We start from the raw sequence: 17,193 nt of genomic DNA on the forward strand, positions 1-17,193 counted from the left end.
TGTTAGATGAGTATTTGCCTCTTTCGATTTCATTGGTTAAGTCAAATTCTTTGATGTTGTTGATGATGTTTAGTTTTAAAGTGCGGCTACTATCGATTAGGTAGTCAATATGAACAATGTTTCCATCGCCGTATTTCACTGCATTTTCAATTGCTTCGATAGTAGCAATCGAAATATCCATGATGTCTTCTTCTCCAACGTAATTGTATTCTAGAAAATGCTCTTGTCTGCTTCTGACATATTGAATAGGAGAAAACTTTGCTTCGCCGTAAACTGAATAACTATCAGCTAAGAAGTCTGTTCGTCTTGGTAATGCGATAGGCGAAATACAATATTCTGCTTTATCGAATTTTCCTTCATTGGCGTAACCTTTTGCTTTAAACGAGTCCAAAATATTTTTTACAGAGATTTCGTCTACTTGTAGTTCTTCGTTGTATTTTAGAATTCCTTCCAATGAAATCCATGCACAATAGTCTTTAATTGTTCCGGTAAGCCCGTCTGCAAGAATATCGCTTAAAAGCTTCTCCAAAAGTATGTCTGTTATTTCTAATGCCATGGTTGGTTTACTAAGATGTAATATATTTTATTTGTGTAAAGTTTTTATTTTAAACATTTTTTGCTGACTGCTGATTCAATTGTCGGACAGCCTCATACGATACAATAGCAACCGCATTACTTAAATTCAAACTTCTGCATTCTGGTCTCATTGGTATATGAATTTGATTTGAATCGGGAAATTGATTTCTAATTTCTTCTGGTAAGCCGCTAGTCTCTCGACCGAACACAAAGTAATCATTTTCCTCGTAGTTTTGCTGAGAATACAGGGTCTTTCCGAATTTTGTGACTAAAAAGACTCTTGATAGATCAGGAATAGTCGCCATAAATGCGTCCCAATCTGCGTGCTGGCACAATAAAAGGTGTTCCCAGTAATCTAAGCCCGCTCGACGCACAGCTTTCTCGGACATGTCAAAGGATGGCTTTCCTACGATATGTAACTTCGCCTGAATCCCAACGCACAATCGAGCGATATTACCAGTGTTTGGTGGAATCTCAGGACGATAAAGGGCGATATTTAGCATTAAAAAAAATTATTTCTTCAAAGACTTCTTTAATAGGAGTCCAAAGCTCGATTCACTGGATGTTTTGTTTTCTGAGACGTAGCTTTCGAAGTCCATGCGATCTTTTGCATCTTTTGCTTTTGCGAGAGAAACAGCGATTTGCTTCTTCGCAGGATTGACTTCGGTGACAAATACATCTAACTCATCACCTGGTTTGAAGTGATTAGCAAGTGCAGTTCTCGCAGGGTAACCAGTTTCTTTGTTTGGGAGTAACGCATGAAAGTGATCGTTTAATCTCACGAAAACACCAAACTGTTTGATGGATTCAACAGTCGCTTTGACAATGTCTCCTTCCTTAAATGGAACGTTAGTTGACCAAGGGTCATTGGAAGAGTCTTTGAGAGAAATGGAAACTTTGTTTTCTTTCCAGTCCATGCTTAGAACTTTTCCGCGAACCGTTGCGCCAATTTGAAATTCTTTGTTTAGGTCTATGTTTTTCTTGAAGCTTGCTTCACTTGCTGGAACTAACGCATCGATTCCATTCATGTCTACGATTAGACCGAAGTTGTGAATGGATTTTATTTTGCAAGTAACGTAAGAGCCTTCTTTTAATTCGCCTTTTAGAATTTCTCTTTTTAAATCTCTTTCTTTATCTGAAATTTTCTTTTGGGAGAGAACAATCTTTTTGTTTTTCATGGAAAGATCGTTTACCATGAATTTTAATTTTTTCCCTTGCACACCTTGGTTTTTTAGTTCTGAGTCTATTTGCGAATAAGGACAAAATCCAGTATACTCTCCGATCTTTACTTCAAAGCCAGCAGCAGTCTCTTGACCTACTTGTCCTAACACCGGGATTTCATTTTCATGTGCTATTTCAAGATTATCGAGTGTGATATCATCTCCTGTCAATGCAGTAGTGAAGTAGTAGTCTCCGTGATTTTCGCGAAGAAAATATACGGAGTAAAAATTACCGGGAACAAGTTCTGTTCCCTCTTCTAAAAATTCTGCATTGGAAATAATTCCTCTGATATTGTCTTGCTCTGTCTGAATGAAAGTATAATCATTCTTAACCGTTGAAACACGAGCATTGTATTTTGCTCCCGGTTCAAGACTTTTTCTTTTTTTGAAACTTTCTTCGAGTAGTGCTGCAAAATCGTTCTTATTCGCCATAACTTAACTTCTTTCCTATTATTTTTGTTGTGCTAATTGTTGTAATTCTTGAATTCTCTTGTTCTTATCATCGCTTTCCCATGCTTTTTTGCTAAACGCAGAAGCCTGGTAAACTTTTGTTTTATATTCTTCTTTGAAAGGAATAATTAATTCCTTGTCCGGTTCAGTGGTTTTAGCCGCTTGAATTTTTTTGAGTCCTTCTTCCCCTTCGTCATACCATTTTGGGTCAATAGGTAAATTGACTCTATAGCCACGGACGTTAGTCATGGCATAGGGACCATCGTAACCTTTGTCTTTTAGAATTTTACCGAAGAATAAAAATTCTACTTCGTTAGTTCCCTGTTTTAAAGGTCCATCAAAAGTTGCATACGCTAAATAGTTGCCTTCTTTTTCTTCTTTTAGATTTGCATCTAATCTATAATTTCCTGCTTTATAAGCAATCACGGTTGCATGAATCACGAGAGAGCCATCAATTAGGCTATCACGAAACGTATTTCCGATTTCTGCTGGCTTATTAGGAGAAGAGAAGAAACTCGCTGTTAGCTTTGCTTTCTTGTCTTTCGCATAAGTGATATTAGTCTCTAAAGACATTTGTCCCCAATCTGCCTTGAGAGGTCTCCAACGGAAAGTAACGATTCCATCTTTTGCAACTTCATCCCCATCACGACCATCATCATTATAGTCAGCGCTATGAGTAGGAGTTTTTTGGTCTTCGAATTCTTTAAAAACAGTCGCATTAACAACGTTTACTTTTACTAACTCATTAGAAGAATCTCTACATTCTAATTTTATGAACATATCATTGCCCAGTCCTATGACTGCCCATTCTTTTGGTTGTAAATGACATCTGTAGCCATTACCTTCTTTTTCTGTTGGAGAGTCAACCATGGTGATAGCATTGATTCCGATTGTAAAAGGATGAATAATGTCGTCATTTAAAGAAGAAATTGGTCTTGAATGAGGAGGATATTGTGCCCATTCTGTGTATTGCTCTAGCAAAAATTGGGGAGTAACTCCATCATCAATCTTTCCAGTTCCATTGCCAGAGTTCGTTGTTGTCTTGTCTTCAAAATTTTGAGTCCCACTTTGTGTTGGATCACTCGATTGAGACATAGGGTCACCTGATTTCCCCTTTGAACCCTTTTTGTTTCCACCGAAAACAAAAAACAAACCAATTGCTACTACTAATAAACCAATAGCCCCATATATAACATTTTTATTCATACAGCCTTCCTCATATTTTATCTTTTTTAAAGGTAAAAATTATTCTATATATCCTACAAATCTTTTTTATTTTTTTGTAAAATCTTGGACCGTTCTTTGACGCATTTGCTCTATCTAAGGTTATTGTTTTTTATAAATTGGATTCTTTAGTTTCTGTCATTAGAGTATAATTTCATTTCAAAAGCACAATACTCTTTAACAAATGATCAAATTTTTTACCGTCCATTGTTCTATAAACAGAAAAATCACTATCGAGAGTAAGGATACTTTTTGTATTTAACTTGTTTGCCAAAATAACAAGACTGGCGTCTGCAAAATCCATCGGAGTATCTGCATATTTTTTCATATACTTATGGATTAATACGAAATCATCGCCTGAGATATCGACGACAGAGACAGCGCCGTCTTTAATCCATTCTATAAAATCTAGTTGTCTATTTTTATTTTCATCAAGTAAATACGAAGCTTCCGTGATGACGGCGAGGGTTGTAAAAAGTTTTCCTTGGAAATTTTTTAAATAATTTCGAACGGCTACTGAGTGTTTGTCGCCTTCATCAAAGAAAGCGACAATGGGTCCCGTATCTAGAATTGTTTTAAGCATTATGCTTTTGTCTTATTTTTTTTCGGATTAATTCTTTGTGGTTGACTGATTTATCAGAAGGAGTAGTTTCATATTTTCCAAAATACTTTTTGCCGAGTTCATAGGCAGATGTCTTTTGTTTTTTGGATTCTATGTATAATAGAAGTGACTCCTGTATGATTTTTGTCTTAGTCTTTTTTTCTTCTTGGCATAGAACTAAAAGCTGGCTTTCTAAAAAATCTGGAATTCTTAAACTTAGCATAAAAAGCCTCCTGTATGACGATTGTAATACGTAATTAATTCATGTCTAGTCTTTTTAAACCAAAAGCAGTCTTCCTCTTTTTGTTCTAGATTCCCGTTTGTGTTGGAGTCGCAAATCTTTTACCATCCGATAAGTTAACAATACATATCGTAGCAGTCCATGTTGCGGTTCAAGTATCAGTTTAACTTTATCCGCGAATTTTTAATAGTATATTTAAACTGCAATATGAACTGCAACTTGAACTGGTAGGTGGTGTATCGTCTTCATAAAAGTCATTAATTTTAAAGTAAAGTTTCTCTCTCTACTAGCGTTAGCGATCGAGTGGAAACTCCTCAGCTTCACCGAGGAGTTGGAAGGAGAGCGCGGCGGCAATTCCAAAACGTAGGGAACGGTTTGAAACCGTTCCGTTTTACGATGCTGCTGCCGCAACGCCCAAACAAGCGACATAAAAGGTATCCTATTTTAAGGTTGAGATTCTACGTTTAAATTAGACAATGACTGTAAAATTCAATATTCACGAAGGAAAAAATGGCACAATTATTTTATGACGCAGATTGCGATCTAGGCGTCTTACAAGGAAAAACAATTGCAGTAATCGGTTACGGAAGTCAGGGACATGCCCAGGCACAAAACATGAAAGACTCTGGTCTTAAAGTGATCATCGGGCTTAAAGACAGTTCTAAGTCTATCAAAGACGCAAAAGAAGCTGGATTTGAAGTATATTCCATTGCGGAAGCTGCTAAAAAAGCAGACATCATTCAAGTTCTTGCTCCTGATACTGTGCAAGCTGATATTTACGAAAAAGACATCAAGCCAAACCTACAACCTGGCAATGCAATCGTATTCTCTCACGGTTTTAACATTCACTATGATTTAATCACTCCTCCTAAAGATATAGACGTTTACATGGTTGCTCCTAAAGGACCTGGACATTTAGTTAGAAGAGTTTACACAGAAGGTGGCGGGGTTCCTTGCTTGATAGCTATTTACCAAGATGCAACTGGAACAGCGCGTAAGCGTGCTTTGGCGCATGCAGCCGGTGTTGGTGGTGGTCGTGCTGGTATTTTAGAAACAAGTTTCCGTGAAGAAACAGAGACTGATCTATTCGGAGAACAAGTTGTTCTTTGTGGCGGCTTAGCAGCGTTAATCCAAGCTGGTTTTGAAACATTAACCGAAGCAGGATACGATCCTGAAATCGCATACTTCGAATGTCTACATGAAGTAAAACTCATTACTGACTTAATCTACGAAGGTGGACTAGCTCGTATGAGATTCTCCATTTCTGATACAGCGGAATACGGTGATTTAACTCGCGGTCCTCGTATCATTGACGCAGGCACAAAAGCTAGAATGAAAGAAGTTCTAAATGAAATCCAAAAAGACAAAGGTGCGAAGTTTGCAAAAGAATGGGTGGCTGAGACTAAAGCCGGTTATCCTAACTTCCAAAAACTACGTGACGCAGGTGCCGCTCACCCAATCGAAGCTGTTGGTAAAAAACTCCGCAGCATGATGAAGTGGCTGGCTAAGTAGTAATAACTTTTCTGCCACAGAGGCACAGAGACACGGAGTGTTTTGGAGTTTTTATAAATTAATGTAAGTTTGATATAAGAAAGTGTTCTGGTTGTCCGGGCTTTTTTGGATTCAACTTGATCCCCGAAATCTTTCTGTCGGGAGCGCGAAAGAGAACTTGGGAGACACTCATCAAATATTGAATCTTTTCGAACAGTTAAATGAACATTGTCCCCTCTGTGTCTCAGTGCCTCTGTGGCAAACAAACCATGCGAAAATAGTAAGTTCAAATTAGTAGCGCATAATGCGTGTTTCAAAATAAAGGAGATCCAATGAAGATTAAAATCGTTTTGTTTTTGTCCTTACTCATTTTCTCTTCTTCCAATCTGCTCGCTAAAAAATATGGGCTGATTCTGGGAAGTAATTATAAAGGCAATAAAGCTGGCATTAGTGAATTAAACTTATGCGAAGCGGATGCCACCTATATAAACGACCAAATTAAAAAGGTCGGAAACTTTGATGAATTAAAAGTCCTCCTCGGACCACAAATCACAAAGAATAATATCGAAAAAGAAATCAAATCCATCGGCTCAAAAGCTAAATCGGATGATGTGGTATTTTTATTTTTTGCTGGACATGGATTTTTTCAACGAGATGCAGCGGCTAAGAACGGTATGCGCAACTATATAGTCTGTTATGATAGACCGCATTTATCGGATGACGAACTCAATGAATATTTAAAAACTATTAAAACTCAAAAGACTCTCTTTGTTTTTGACTGTTGCTTCTCCGGTGGAATTGCTAAGAAAGGAAAAGCTACTCGTGGTGATAAAGATGTTCCAATTCCTGATGGTAAACAAGGAACTGTTAGACAAGATCCAGAAGATTTCTTCTTTCAAAACAAAGCTATCATCGCTTCTGCTGATGACGACCAGACTGCGATTGAAGTCGGTGGTGAAATTAATCATGGTATCTTCACATATCAATTTGGTCGTGCTTTAGAAAATGGAGACTTGAACAACGACAAGGTTGTTACCGCACTAGAAGCATTTTTTAAATCCCGTGATGCTGTAATCAAGATGGCACAGGACAACGATCATAAACAAGTTCCACAAGTATCGGGCGATGCATCCGGTATTTTCTTAGCAGGTAATCCTGCTCCTGTAATTCCTCCCGCACCTGTAGATCCTAAGCCAGAGCCAAAGCCTGAACCTAAACCAGAGCCTGCTAGTGATCCAATAAAACCTGATCCTGTTCAACCTCCTGTGACTCCAGCAGAGCCGCCAGTTATTAACGTAACGACTAATGGCGATTTGCTTATCAAGACTACGATCATTCGAGATAGATCTTACGGCTTACAAAGCTTACCCCCTGAAGAGATGATGAAGCAAAAGAAAAATCGTCAGGGCGACAGAAGAGTAAAAGTGTTAATTGATGACAAAGAAGTAAATTTCAAACTCATTCCAGTTAAGTCTGATTTCTGGGGCTCTGTATCTCGCGCTGGTAGACTCATACAAGGAGAGATTTATCATATCCTGGTAAAAGGAGTTGGCACTGGAGTTCATAAGATTACAGTGAAGGCAGACGAGTATCCTGAAGTAGTCACTACCTTCGCAGTCTTACAAGACAAAGAAAATGTTCTAGAGCTAACCAACGCAATGTCGGGATTTGCTGTCATCCAAGGAAATGTATTTTATAAAACCTTGGACAATCCTGTTATCAAGCAACCGATTTACATGCCAACAGTAAAGAGTGTAAATGGAGTTCAGAAAGTTCTTACAGACAATGAAGGAAACTTCTGGTTTACCAATCTTATCCCCGGCGACTATGAACTAAAAGCTTCTTTCGCTGAGCAATTAGAATTGAATAACTCCACCATCAAAGTAAAAGAAGGCGAAGTAACAAAGGTTCAAGTTATCTTGAATGTGAAGATGCCACTTACTAAGACTAAGTATTAGAAAGAATCGTAGAGACGTAGCGCGCTACGTCTCTACTGTTTACAAATGCTATCTAAGAAACCCACAATAGCCATTTGCCTCAACTCTGCTTTTCTCGGAAATAAAAAGATTGAAGACTTTCCAATAAGGCTTGGTGCTTCTGTTGTAAATCTTACTCAACGAAGGCGTGAATTCATTACGAAGGGATATGTAATAGATGCAATCGTTGCCTCGAGCGCATTTCCTTTGTTATTTGAAGTTCAAAAAATAAACGGAATGGATTATACGGATCGTGGTCTTGTAGATCAAGAGCCTACGAAAGAATTAATCTTAGATAAATCAATTAAAACAACAAGCCACCGCATAACTACTATTACCCCTGCCGTTGATCCAGACAAGCTTCATATAGGTATTGGAAATATCGAACTCGCAAGAGAGAATGTGCATAGAAATAAGAAGCTATTTAACGTTAGTTCGAAGTAATGATAATCTTGCTTTTACAATTCCTTCTAAAAATTAGATTTTCTTTTTTGGTTTTTTGATTAAATCTTCCGTAAATGCTTTTGCTAGATTTGTAAATTCGGATGGCATGAGGATAATCGTTGTTGTGTTATTCTCTGCTCCTATTTCTGAAAGCATCTGCATTCTTCTAAGTTCTAGTGCTAAAGGATTTTCTGCAATTTGCTTTGCTCCCTGGGATAGTTTCTCGGAGGCTTCTAGTTCAGCCTCTGCCTTTATAATACGTGCTCTTTTTTCTCTTGTTGCTTCTGCTTCTCTAGCCATCGCTCTTTGCATAGAAGTAGGAATCTCTACATCTTTCATTTCTACAAATTCTACTTTGATTCCCCATGATGCTGTGATTTCATCGACTATTTCTTTTAGATCAGAATTAATTTTAGTTCTCTCTTTTAACACTTCATCAAGTTGATTTTTCCCGATTATATTTCGAAGAGCAGTGAGAGAAACCTGGTATACCGCATACTCGAAATTAAACACATTGAGAATTGCTTTTGCGGGATCTACAATCTTATACCAAAGCACAGCATTTACTTTTATAGTCACACTATCGCGAGTAATTGTTTCTTGTTTTTCAATGTCTACAGTCAGTGTGCGAATATCTACTCTTCTTTGCCATTCGAGTAGGGGGATAATCCAATATATACCAGGACCTTTGACGGAAACAAAGCGACCCAATCTAAATACAACGGCTCTTTGGTATTCTTGTGCAATGCGAATACCGGATAATAGAAATAAGGCGACAATAACAATAATGAATTCCATTTGTTTCTCCTATGAGTTGGCTAATATAAAATATTCAAGATTATCTGTAACTTTTTAAATGATGACAATGTATTTAGCCTTATATAATCTATGTTGTAAAATGGAATCTTAAAATAGCAAGTCAATATTTTCTTACTAACTCACGTAAGGTGATTTAGTAAGATTGCTTTGCATGTTAACTTGTAGGCTCATGTAGTGTAGGTTCAAATTTATTGATTCCTTTGCATTTATCTTCAGCTTTTTTTAATAAATAATAATCAAGAAGTTGAAGGGTTTCTTTGTCCTTACATTGTTCTGACAATCTTTTTAGATATGCATCATATGCTTCTTGGGATTCATTATCTTTTTTTTTACTCGGAATACACATCCCAGCGATAAGAAGTCCATATTGACCAACGGTTAATTCACCACGTCCATATAATTTTTCGTAACACCAACTTTTCTTTGAGTCGATCTCGGTAAATCCTAAACAGGAAAAAGTAATCGCAACTACAATGAATAATGCTAGGATTGGGAATAGAGTAAAATCTTTGCTCAGGATTTTAGTGCAACCTTTTGTTACTAACATGAATTTCATTTTTGGGAAGATACAATCTTGTTTCAACACTTATTTGGAAATCAATATAGATTCCTGATTGAGGCTAATCTTTGTAAGTCAAATTGAAACTTCATTATATTCGACACCAAAGTATTGATGAATCAAATAAAATGTGCTGTAAACGTATCTTATCATTTTCGTTCATAAATGAGTTTCCGATCTTTTTGAATTAGTGGAAAAATGAGAGGAGAGATCGATGCGGGTGTAACTAAATCGACGTTTCGGTGTAGCTGATCTTCTAAGTCTAATTTATATTGTATTAATTTCATAAAGCCAATAGATTCGCTTAGTTCGACTAATATATCTATGTCGCTTGAATCTTTTTCCAATCCCTTCGCGAAAGAACCGAATAGATACGATTTGTTTATTTTTTTATCTTTAAAGTAATCTGAAATAGTCTGAACAAAGATTGGATTCATAATTCATATCATTTGAATCTAAGAAGAAAAAACAATCTATTTTTATTTCTTGCTTTTCTTAATTGACTTTAATCATAAATGGTGGCAAAACAAAAAAGATGTGCAAATTTGCAGGAGCCAGAGTGTGGTGCAATACTCTCCATCCATGTAGACATTCATTCAAGCATGAAGGATAAGAATCAGTATCCCCTAACTAGCACTGCTTTCTAATTCTCACCTTATCGAAAGTAGATACAAGGCGTTATTCGCTCGCTAATATCTTTCTGTATTCCCCTTGCAGATATAGTAATTATAAAAAGCGCAAAAACAAAGGTTGCCGCAAGGAGTCTAAATAAAATAATAGGCTTATGAACGGAGTCATACTTTTATGAAACAAATCATTTCTCTTTTTATCTTTTGCATTCTTTTTTCTTTTACAATCTTTGGACAGAGCATTGAGCAAGTCAAGCCCTGGTTAGGAATTTCCATTGAGAGTAAACCAAATGGAGTTAATATAATACAAGCCATTCAAGGAACTCCCGCAGAAAAAGCGGGACTTAAAACGGGAGACCTCATTAAGAAAGTAGATTCAGTTCCCGTGAAGGAACCGAAAGAATTAATTGGTTATATTCAATCGAAAGGTGTAGGGTATGAAGTAATCGTAGAATTTGAGCGTGATAAAAAACCAATGAAGCTTTCTATTAAACTAGAAGCAAGACCGGATGAATTTGCAGTCGTAAAAAAACAACTAACAGGAAAACCAATGCCCGATTTTTCTTTAGAAGGAATGAACGAAAAGAAAACGTTCACTAAAAAAGACATCGCGAGTAAAGTTACCATCATAGAATTTTGGGCTACTTGGTGTGGTCCTTGTCGTGCATCACACGAAAGACTATCTGAGTTCGCAGAAAAGAATCCGTCCATTCAAGTATTGGCAGTATCAAACGAAGAAACTGAACTCATACAAAAATATATAAAGAGCACAAAACACAAATTTACCACAGTTCGCGATGCGTCAGGCGACTTACATAAAACTTTTATGGTCTCCGCTATTCCAATGACAGCACTCATCGACAAACAAGGGCGCATTCATTCTCTATCTCTTGGCGGTGGTTCTTACTTAGAAGAAATTCTACAAGCAGCTAGTGAGCTTGGGAAGAAGTAGATTTATCATCTAGCTTCAACGTAGTCTATAGCCCTTCGCAAATTAAATTCGTCTAGATCTTTGTATGTTTTGAATTTTAAGATAATGCCTTTCTTTTTTTGAAAGGGCGAAGTCTTTCTAGCTCGGATATTAATTTCTCCTGAGCTAGTAAGCATTCAAGTGGAGTTCTCTCTTTTTTTTCTCCGATGATTTTTACGGAAAAATTCCAAGAGATTCAGCGAGTAGGGGAAGCTTCATGTCTTTGTCGGATAATAGTGGTTTTGCGATCATCCAATCTATTTGTAGAGTTGGATCATTCCATAAAATTCCGCCTTCGCTTTCTTTGCTGTAGAGATTGTCTACTTTGTATAGAAATTCTGTTTCTGGTTTTAAAACTAAATAGCCATGAACAAAACCGCGTGGAATTAAGAGCTGTTTAAAATTTCCACCGCTTAATTCAATGCCAAACCATTTTTTATAAGTCTTGGAGCTTTGTCTTAAATCAACGACTACATCGTATACGGCACCTTTGGTAACACGCACAAGCTTAGCTTGATCAAAAGGAGGCTTTTGAAAATGTAATCCGCGCACAACTCCTGTGTCTGTAGACTTAGCATGATTATCCTGCACGAAGTTAAAATTTAAACCTTTCTCAGCAAAGGCTTTATCGGAATAGCTTTCATAAAAAAAGCCACGGTCGTCTTTGAATACCTTTGGTTCAATTACATAGAGTCCTTCAAATTCAGTCTGTAGAATGTTCATTGGCTAGCCTTATTAAATATTGTCCGTATCCGTTTTTCTTCATTGGTTCTGCTAATTTTAAAAGTTGTGCTTTGTCGATATAGTTTTTACGAAAAGAAATTTCTTCGAGGCAACCAACCTTTAGCCCCTGACGATTTTCAATTACTTCGATGAATTGAGAAGCTTCTAAAAGTGAGTTATGAGTTCCTGTGTCAAACCATGCTATTCCTCTACCTAAGAGGTTAACGGTCAATTGCCCCTTTTGTAGATATACTTTGTTTAGATCAGTTATTTCTAATTCGCCTCTTGGGGAAGGTTTTAGGTTTCTTGCATATTCACAAACTTTATTATCATAGAAATATAGTCCCGGGATTGAGTAGTTAGATTTTGGCTTGAGTGGTTTTTCTTCGATGCCTAATACTTTTCCAGATTTATCAAATTCGACTACACCATAACGCTCAGGATCATTTACATAATAACCAAAGATGACTGCACCGTTTTCTAGTTTAGTTGCATCGACTAGACTTTCAATCATACCATGTCCGTAGAAAATATTATCACCAAGGATAAGACTGCAATTATCCCCATCAATAAACTTTTCTCCAATGATGAATGCTTGTGCTAGTCCATCTGGGGAAGGTTGAATCTCATACGAAATTTTAATTCCAAAGTCTGAGCCATCGCCAAGTAAAGAGCGAAAGAGTGGACTATCATTCGGAGTTGATATAATTAGAATGTCTTTGATTCCAGCTAGCATTAAAGTAGATAGCGGATAATAGATCATTGGCTTGTCGTATATTGGCATGAGTTGCTTACTAACGACTCTCGTAACTGGATAAAGGCGTGTGCCAGAACCACCGGCAAGAATAATTCCTTTCATAATAAATCCTTTTGTTTATTTAGTAATCTTGTATTTCAAGTTGTAATTGCGTCAAGGGATTTTCCAAAATTATTTTTCCATTACTCTCTCAGCAGAGATGATATTTTTGATGGCTCGTATATTGTCTAAAATTTCTTGCAGTTGATCGAGATGCTCTATTTCAATTAGAAATCTTGCTAGCAAAGTTCCTTCGCCGGCAGAACTTGCACCTGCTTCTAAAATATTTGTTTCTGTTCTTGAAATAGACTCAACCATTTCTAAATAGATTCCTTGTCTATCGTAAGCTTTGACTTCAATTCGAACAGGGACTGGATTGTTAACTCCATCCCATCGCACTGTAACAATTCTTTTTTTATCAGAATGATTTTTTGCTATAGGACAATTTGATTTGTGAACTGTAACTCCGCGACCCCGCGTAATAAAGCCGATGATTTCATCTCCGGGAAGAGGGGAGCAGCAAGAAGAAAGTCTGACTAAAATATCTTTGATTCCTGCAACCACAATACTGATTTCGCGTTTTTCTTTGCTTTTCTTTTTGTCCGGTTTTAGTTTTTTTAATGTGGTTAAATCAATTTCGGGAACTGTTTCATTTGGTAGTTTTGCGACATAGGAAACTGATACATCATTCGCTGTTTCATCTTGAATTTTACGAAAGTATTGTCGTAATTTTTGTTTGGCTGAAGATGTGCGAACAATGCGCAACCATATCGGTGACGGTTTCACCTTCTTATCCGTTATGACTTCGATTTGATCGCCTGACTTAAGTTCTGTTCTAAGTGGAACCATTCTTCCACTAATCTTTGCTCCCTTTGCATGAATTCCTACATCAGTATGAATCCGGAACGCATAATCTAGAATAGTCGATCCCTTGGGAAAATTGTAAATATCCCCCTTGGGAGTGAATACAAATACTTCGTCCTCATGAAGTTCATGAGTTAAATCTTCCAAGAATTCTTTTGAATCCGAATCAGTGCTAGATTCACTCCAATTGCGAATTCGTTCAATCCATTTGGCTGTCATGGAAACGTCTTTAGAATTTGTTCCTTCCTTGTATGCCCAATGAGCGGCTATTCCATGTTCGGCGATATGATTCATATCAGCAGTTCGAATTTGAATTTCAAAGGATCTACCATCTTGACCGATCACAGCAGTATGTAATGATTGGTATTGATTTGTTTTTGGTGTGGCTATATAGTCTTTGAATTTTCCAGGAACAGGAGTCCATATGCTGTGGACAACTCCAAATACTCCATAACAATCTCTGACTTCTTTTGTAATGATTCGAACTGCACGTAGATCATTTATCTCATCGAAATTTTTATCTTTATCTTTCATTTTTTTGTAGATAGAATAAAAATGCTTAGAGCGTCCTTCTATTTGCACATCGAGGTTAATCTCTGCTAGCCGTTGTTTTATTATTAACTTCGCGGTCTCTATAAAATTATCCCGCTCTGCTTTTTTGGCTGCTACTTTCTCTTTTATATCTTGATAGGCTTCTGGTTCTAGAATTTGAAAAGCAAGGTCTTCTAATTCGGATTTAATTTTATATACACCGAGTCTACCGGCTAATGGTGCGTAAATGGAAAGAGTCTCTTGTGCAATGGTCTTTTGTTTTTCGGGTCTATGAAATTGAAGGGTCCGCATATTATGCGTCTTATCTGCTAACTTAATCACGATTATACGTGGATCTTTAGCTGTAGCCATAAGCATTCTACGTAGATTCTCTGCTGCAATAGATTCAAAGTTCATTCTTGTTTTATTTTTGACTTTAGACATTTTAGTAACACCTTCTACTAGCTTTGTAATGTCTTTCCCGAAATCACGAATCATATCATCTTTTGAATAAGCAGTGTCTTCAATTACATCATGTAATAGTCCAGCGGCAACTACGTTAGGCTCCTGTCGTAATTCATTTAGGATGTAAGCAACATTTACCGGATGAATGATGTAAGGCGCACCTGAATGTCTTTTTTGATCTTTGTGTTTATTTTCCGCTAATTCATAGGCTCTCCGAATTAACTCTTGGTCTTTTTCGCTAAACCTTTCCGCAATTGCTTCAAATAGCAATTCTACATTGATTTCTCTCTTTAAAAAGCCCATCAGTGACTCTCTATCTCAAGACTCAAATCTAAGAATCGAGTTGTATGTGTGAGATAGCCCATACTTACTCCGATTGTTCCGATATTAGAAAGCGCATCTAATTTTTCAGGTGTAATTCCACCCGAGCATTCAATTCGAATATTAGGTTTTTCTAATTTAATTTTATTTACTGCAATCTTTGTATCTTCAATGCTAAAATTATCAAGTAGGATAATGTCCGGGGAAGCATTCAATGCTTCGTCTAATTGGAATAGACCGTCAATTTCCAATTCTACTTTTCTGTCTGGAAAATTCTTTCTAATCTTTGCAACTGCTTCTAGTATAGAGCCTGACATAGCAACATGGTTATCTTTAATTAGCCCCATATCGGAAAGGTTTTGTCTATGGTTGCATGCTCCTCCAATATAGACTGCATACTTTGCAAGCTTACGATAACCCGGAAGAGTTTTTCGAGTATCAAAAACCATTAAACGGTTTTCATACTTCTTGGAAATTTTATTTGCTTCCGTTGCGATACCGGAGAGGTATTGTAAAAAGTTAAGTAACACTCTTTCAATGCGCAAAATCACGATTAGACTTCCTTTTAATGTTAAGAGAGTCTCTTTCGGTTTAAATGCCTCACCGTCTTGCTTTAATACTTGATAGGAAAAAAGATTTCCAGTTTGTTTATTTAATTCCTCGATGACAATTGTGCCTGCAAGAACTCCTTCTTCTTTTGCAATTAAGGTAGCATTTGCTTTTTGTTCTTTTGAAAAGATTGATTCAGAGGTAATATCTTTTTCTGGCATGTCTTCTTCTAGAGCTAAGCGGACAAGCTGCGTGAAGTCAGAAGATGTTAATTTACTAATTGGATTTGTGTAAAATCTGTCCATATAACAAATTTTACACGTATTCAATTTGCCGAAAGTAATTTACTTTTTTATTTTTTAGTTTTATCTTTTGGTTTCGTGATTTTAGTCGGAATTAAAATGACTTGATTTGGATAAATTAAATTAGGATTCGAAATATCTTTTTTGTTTGCTTTATAGATTTCTTTCCAGAGATCTTTATTGCCTAAATATTTTTTGTCAGCAGCAATTCTCCAGAGTGTTTCAGGCGGAATGCGTTTTTGGACAATGTGTTTTTTCCATTGAACTTTGGAGTCAACTACTTGCGAATTTTTCTCTGCTTTGTCTTTTTTCTTAACGGGGATAGCGTCTTTTGCATCTGCTTCTTCGCGTGCTTTCTCTAATGCAGGGTCACTGGAACGATTTTTAGCCGATAAATCCCCATTCGCGTTTTCTTTTGATTTTAGTGCTTCGTCGGCTAAACGAATAGACTCATCAGTTTGTTGGATTGAATCATAAAATCTTTCTTTTGCTAGTAAATCTACAGACGAAGCAAAGGCTTCTTTTGCTGCCGATAAATTATCTGTGGCTACTGATGATTTTGCGTCATTTTCGCTTGAATTCAAAAGCTTGTCTGCATCTTCAATTTTAATAGTAGCTATTTTGATTCTTTCCTTTGCGTAAGGAAGAATCACAGAGGTCATCAGTTCGTTCGATTCACCGCGAATTTTTTCTGCTTTTTTAAATCCATCTCGCAGACTTCCCGACTCCATCATATTCACTGATGACTTGTATTCAGCTCGCAGGGAAGTAATTTTTGTGAGGACAGTTTTATCTTTGCTGGAATATTTTTCGATGAGATCAAGGTTTGTTTCAATGTCAGCAGAAGAATCTACGACTGCTTGTGTTTGGGCAAGGCTTAAGTCTCTTGCCTTTTCGGAGGCTAGTATAGACTCTTTGTATCGCTTAATGCCTTTTTCGTATTCGTTGTAGGCAATTTCATTTCCTGCAGGGTCATTCTTCGCAAGCTTTGCATCAGCATTCTTTACAATCTCATCGCCTTCCGCTTTTAGAAGATTCGCTTGCTCATAAATATCGGAAGCAAGAGACTCCGCCAAAGCAATATTTGCTGCATCCAGTGAAGAATCAACTTCTTGACGTAAATCCTTCACATAATTAGGCAAAGACTTGTTAATTGCTAATCTGGCTTTATCTGTAGCTGTTTGGGATAACTGAGCTACTTTTTTTAAGTCGGGACTTGGTTCGGCTATTGTTTCATGAACTAGAAATAAGTTAGTTCTCGATTCATCTAATTCGGCTTTTGCATATTTATCCGAATTAAAAAGCTTTGCTCTTGTGACTTCTTGCTTAGCGATGCTGATTTCTTGCAAGGGCAGTGTTGCTTTGCAAGAAATCAGACAAATTGATAAGGCAGGGAAAAAATACTTTGTATACTTGCTAATTGAGTCTCTCATGAACTTTTT

Annotated in this window: 18 protein-coding genes; 4 read left to right on the top strand and 14 right to left on the bottom strand. The window is 36.9% G+C overall.

What is annotated here, in order from left to right:
* The 6 genes from IPH52_13175 to IPH52_13200 all read right to left on the bottom strand — a co-directional run.
* Positions 1-556: ATP-binding protein (locus IPH52_13175; protein ID MBK7055977.1), on the bottom strand; the 556-nt coding region annotated here is incomplete at its 3' end.
* A 49-nt stretch (positions 557-605) separates the two neighbouring features.
* On the bottom strand, positions 606-1,079 hold the full coding sequence (locus tag IPH52_13180; GenBank protein ID MBK7055978.1) for a tRNA (cytidine(34)-2'-O)-methyltransferase: 474 nt from the start codon (positions 1,077-1,079) through the stop codon (positions 606-608).
* Positions 1,080-1,088: 9 nt separating this feature from the next.
* Positions 1,089-2,228: a S1 RNA-binding domain-containing protein gene (locus tag IPH52_13185; protein MBK7055979.1), complete on the bottom strand. Its 1,140-nt coding sequence runs from the start codon at positions 2,226-2,228 to the stop codon at positions 1,089-1,091.
* Between the two features lie 18 nt (positions 2,229-2,246).
* Positions 2,247-3,452 carry a hypothetical protein gene (locus IPH52_13190; protein MBK7055980.1) on the bottom strand — a complete coding sequence of 402 codons (1,206 nt, stop codon included), beginning with the start codon at positions 3,450-3,452 and terminating at the stop codon, positions 2,247-2,249.
* Between the two features lie 172 nt (positions 3,453-3,624).
* Positions 3,625-4,053, bottom strand: coding sequence for a PIN domain-containing protein (locus IPH52_13195; protein MBK7055981.1), 429 nt, complete (start codon positions 4,051-4,053; stop codon positions 3,625-3,627).
* Positions 4,046-4,294 carry a transcriptional regulator gene (locus tag IPH52_13200; GenBank protein ID MBK7055982.1) on the bottom strand — a complete coding sequence of 83 codons (249 nt, stop codon included), beginning with the start codon at positions 4,292-4,294 and terminating at the stop codon, positions 4,046-4,048. Before IPH52_13200 ends, IPH52_13195 begins: the two co-directional genes overlap by 8 nt.
* Positions 4,295-4,822: 528 nt before the next feature.
* Here IPH52_13200 and ilvC point away from each other — a divergent pair.
* The 3 genes from ilvC (at position 4,823) to IPH52_13215 (ending at position 8,223) form a co-directional block, all read left to right on the top strand.
* Positions 4,823-5,824, top strand: coding sequence for a ketol-acid reductoisomerase (ilvC, locus tag IPH52_13205; protein ID MBK7055983.1), 1,002 nt, complete (start codon positions 4,823-4,825; stop codon positions 5,822-5,824).
* Positions 5,825-6,135: 311 nt separating this feature from the next.
* The gene (locus IPH52_13210; GenBank protein ID MBK7055984.1) at positions 6,136-7,761 is read left to right on the top strand and encodes a caspase family protein; all 1,626 of its coding nucleotides are present in this window, start codon (positions 6,136-6,138) and stop codon (positions 7,759-7,761) included.
* Positions 7,762-7,806: 45 nt separating this feature from the next.
* Entirely contained in the window at positions 7,807-8,223 is a 417-nt protein-coding gene (locus IPH52_13215) for a hypothetical protein (protein ID MBK7055985.1), read from the top strand.
* Positions 8,224-8,256: 33 nt separating this feature from the next.
* Here the strand turns inward: IPH52_13215 and IPH52_13220 are convergent, their stop codons facing one another.
* The 3 genes from IPH52_13220 to IPH52_13230 all read right to left on the bottom strand — a co-directional run bounded on the left by IPH52_13220 (position 8,257) and on the right by IPH52_13230 (position 10,038).
* Positions 8,257-9,021 carry a slipin family protein gene (locus IPH52_13220; protein ID MBK7055986.1) on the bottom strand — a complete coding sequence of 255 codons (765 nt, stop codon included), beginning with the start codon at positions 9,019-9,021 and terminating at the stop codon, positions 8,257-8,259.
* Positions 9,022-9,196: 175 nt separating this feature from the next.
* Positions 9,197-9,589, bottom strand: coding sequence for a hypothetical protein (locus IPH52_13225; protein ID MBK7055987.1), 393 nt, complete (start codon positions 9,587-9,589; stop codon positions 9,197-9,199).
* Positions 9,590-9,750: 161 nt separating this feature from the next.
* Positions 9,751-10,038: a nucleotidyltransferase domain-containing protein gene (locus IPH52_13230; GenBank protein ID MBK7055988.1), complete on the bottom strand. Its 288-nt coding sequence runs from the start codon at positions 10,036-10,038 to the stop codon at positions 9,751-9,753.
* A 367-nt stretch (positions 10,039-10,405) separates the two neighbouring features.
* Between IPH52_13230 and IPH52_13235 the strand changes: the two genes are divergently transcribed.
* Positions 10,406-11,182: a redoxin family protein gene (locus tag IPH52_13235; GenBank protein MBK7055989.1), complete on the top strand. Its 777-nt coding sequence runs from the start codon at positions 10,406-10,408 to the stop codon at positions 11,180-11,182.
* Positions 11,183-11,374: 192 nt separating this feature from the next.
* Here IPH52_13235 and rfbC read toward each other — a convergent pair whose 3' ends face one another.
* From rfbC to IPH52_13260, 5 genes are all read right to left on the bottom strand, one after another.
* On the bottom strand, positions 11,375-11,923 hold the full coding sequence (gene rfbC, locus IPH52_13240) for a dTDP-4-dehydrorhamnose 3,5-epimerase (protein MBK7055990.1): 549 nt from the start codon (positions 11,921-11,923) through the stop codon (positions 11,375-11,377).
* Positions 11,904-12,782, bottom strand: a complete 879-nt coding sequence (gene rfbA / locus IPH52_13245; GenBank protein MBK7055991.1) for a glucose-1-phosphate thymidylyltransferase RfbA — start codon at positions 12,780-12,782, stop codon at positions 11,904-11,906. Before rfbA ends, rfbC begins: the two co-directional genes overlap by 20 nt.
* A gap of 69 nt (positions 12,783-12,851) precedes the next feature.
* Positions 12,852-14,882: a bifunctional (p)ppGpp synthetase/guanosine-3',5'-bis(diphosphate) 3'-pyrophosphohydrolase gene (locus IPH52_13250; GenBank protein MBK7055992.1), complete on the bottom strand. Its 2,031-nt coding sequence runs from the start codon at positions 14,880-14,882 to the stop codon at positions 12,852-12,854.
* Positions 14,882-15,754, bottom strand: a complete 873-nt coding sequence (gene nadC, locus IPH52_13255) for a carboxylating nicotinate-nucleotide diphosphorylase (protein ID MBK7055993.1) — start codon at positions 15,752-15,754, stop codon at positions 14,882-14,884. The genes IPH52_13250 and nadC overlap by 1 nt, the downstream gene beginning before the upstream one ends.
* A 47-nt stretch (positions 15,755-15,801) precedes the next feature.
* Positions 15,802-17,184 (bottom strand): LysM peptidoglycan-binding domain-containing protein, encoded by a 1,383-nt coding sequence (locus IPH52_13260; protein ID MBK7055994.1) that lies wholly within the window; start codon positions 17,182-17,184, stop codon positions 15,802-15,804.
* Between the last annotated feature and the right edge of the window lie 9 nt (positions 17,185-17,193).

This window comes from Leptospiraceae bacterium, assembly GCA_016708435.1.
In the GTDB taxonomy this organism is placed as follows: domain Bacteria; phylum Spirochaetota; class Leptospiria; order Leptospirales; family Leptospiraceae; genus UBA2033.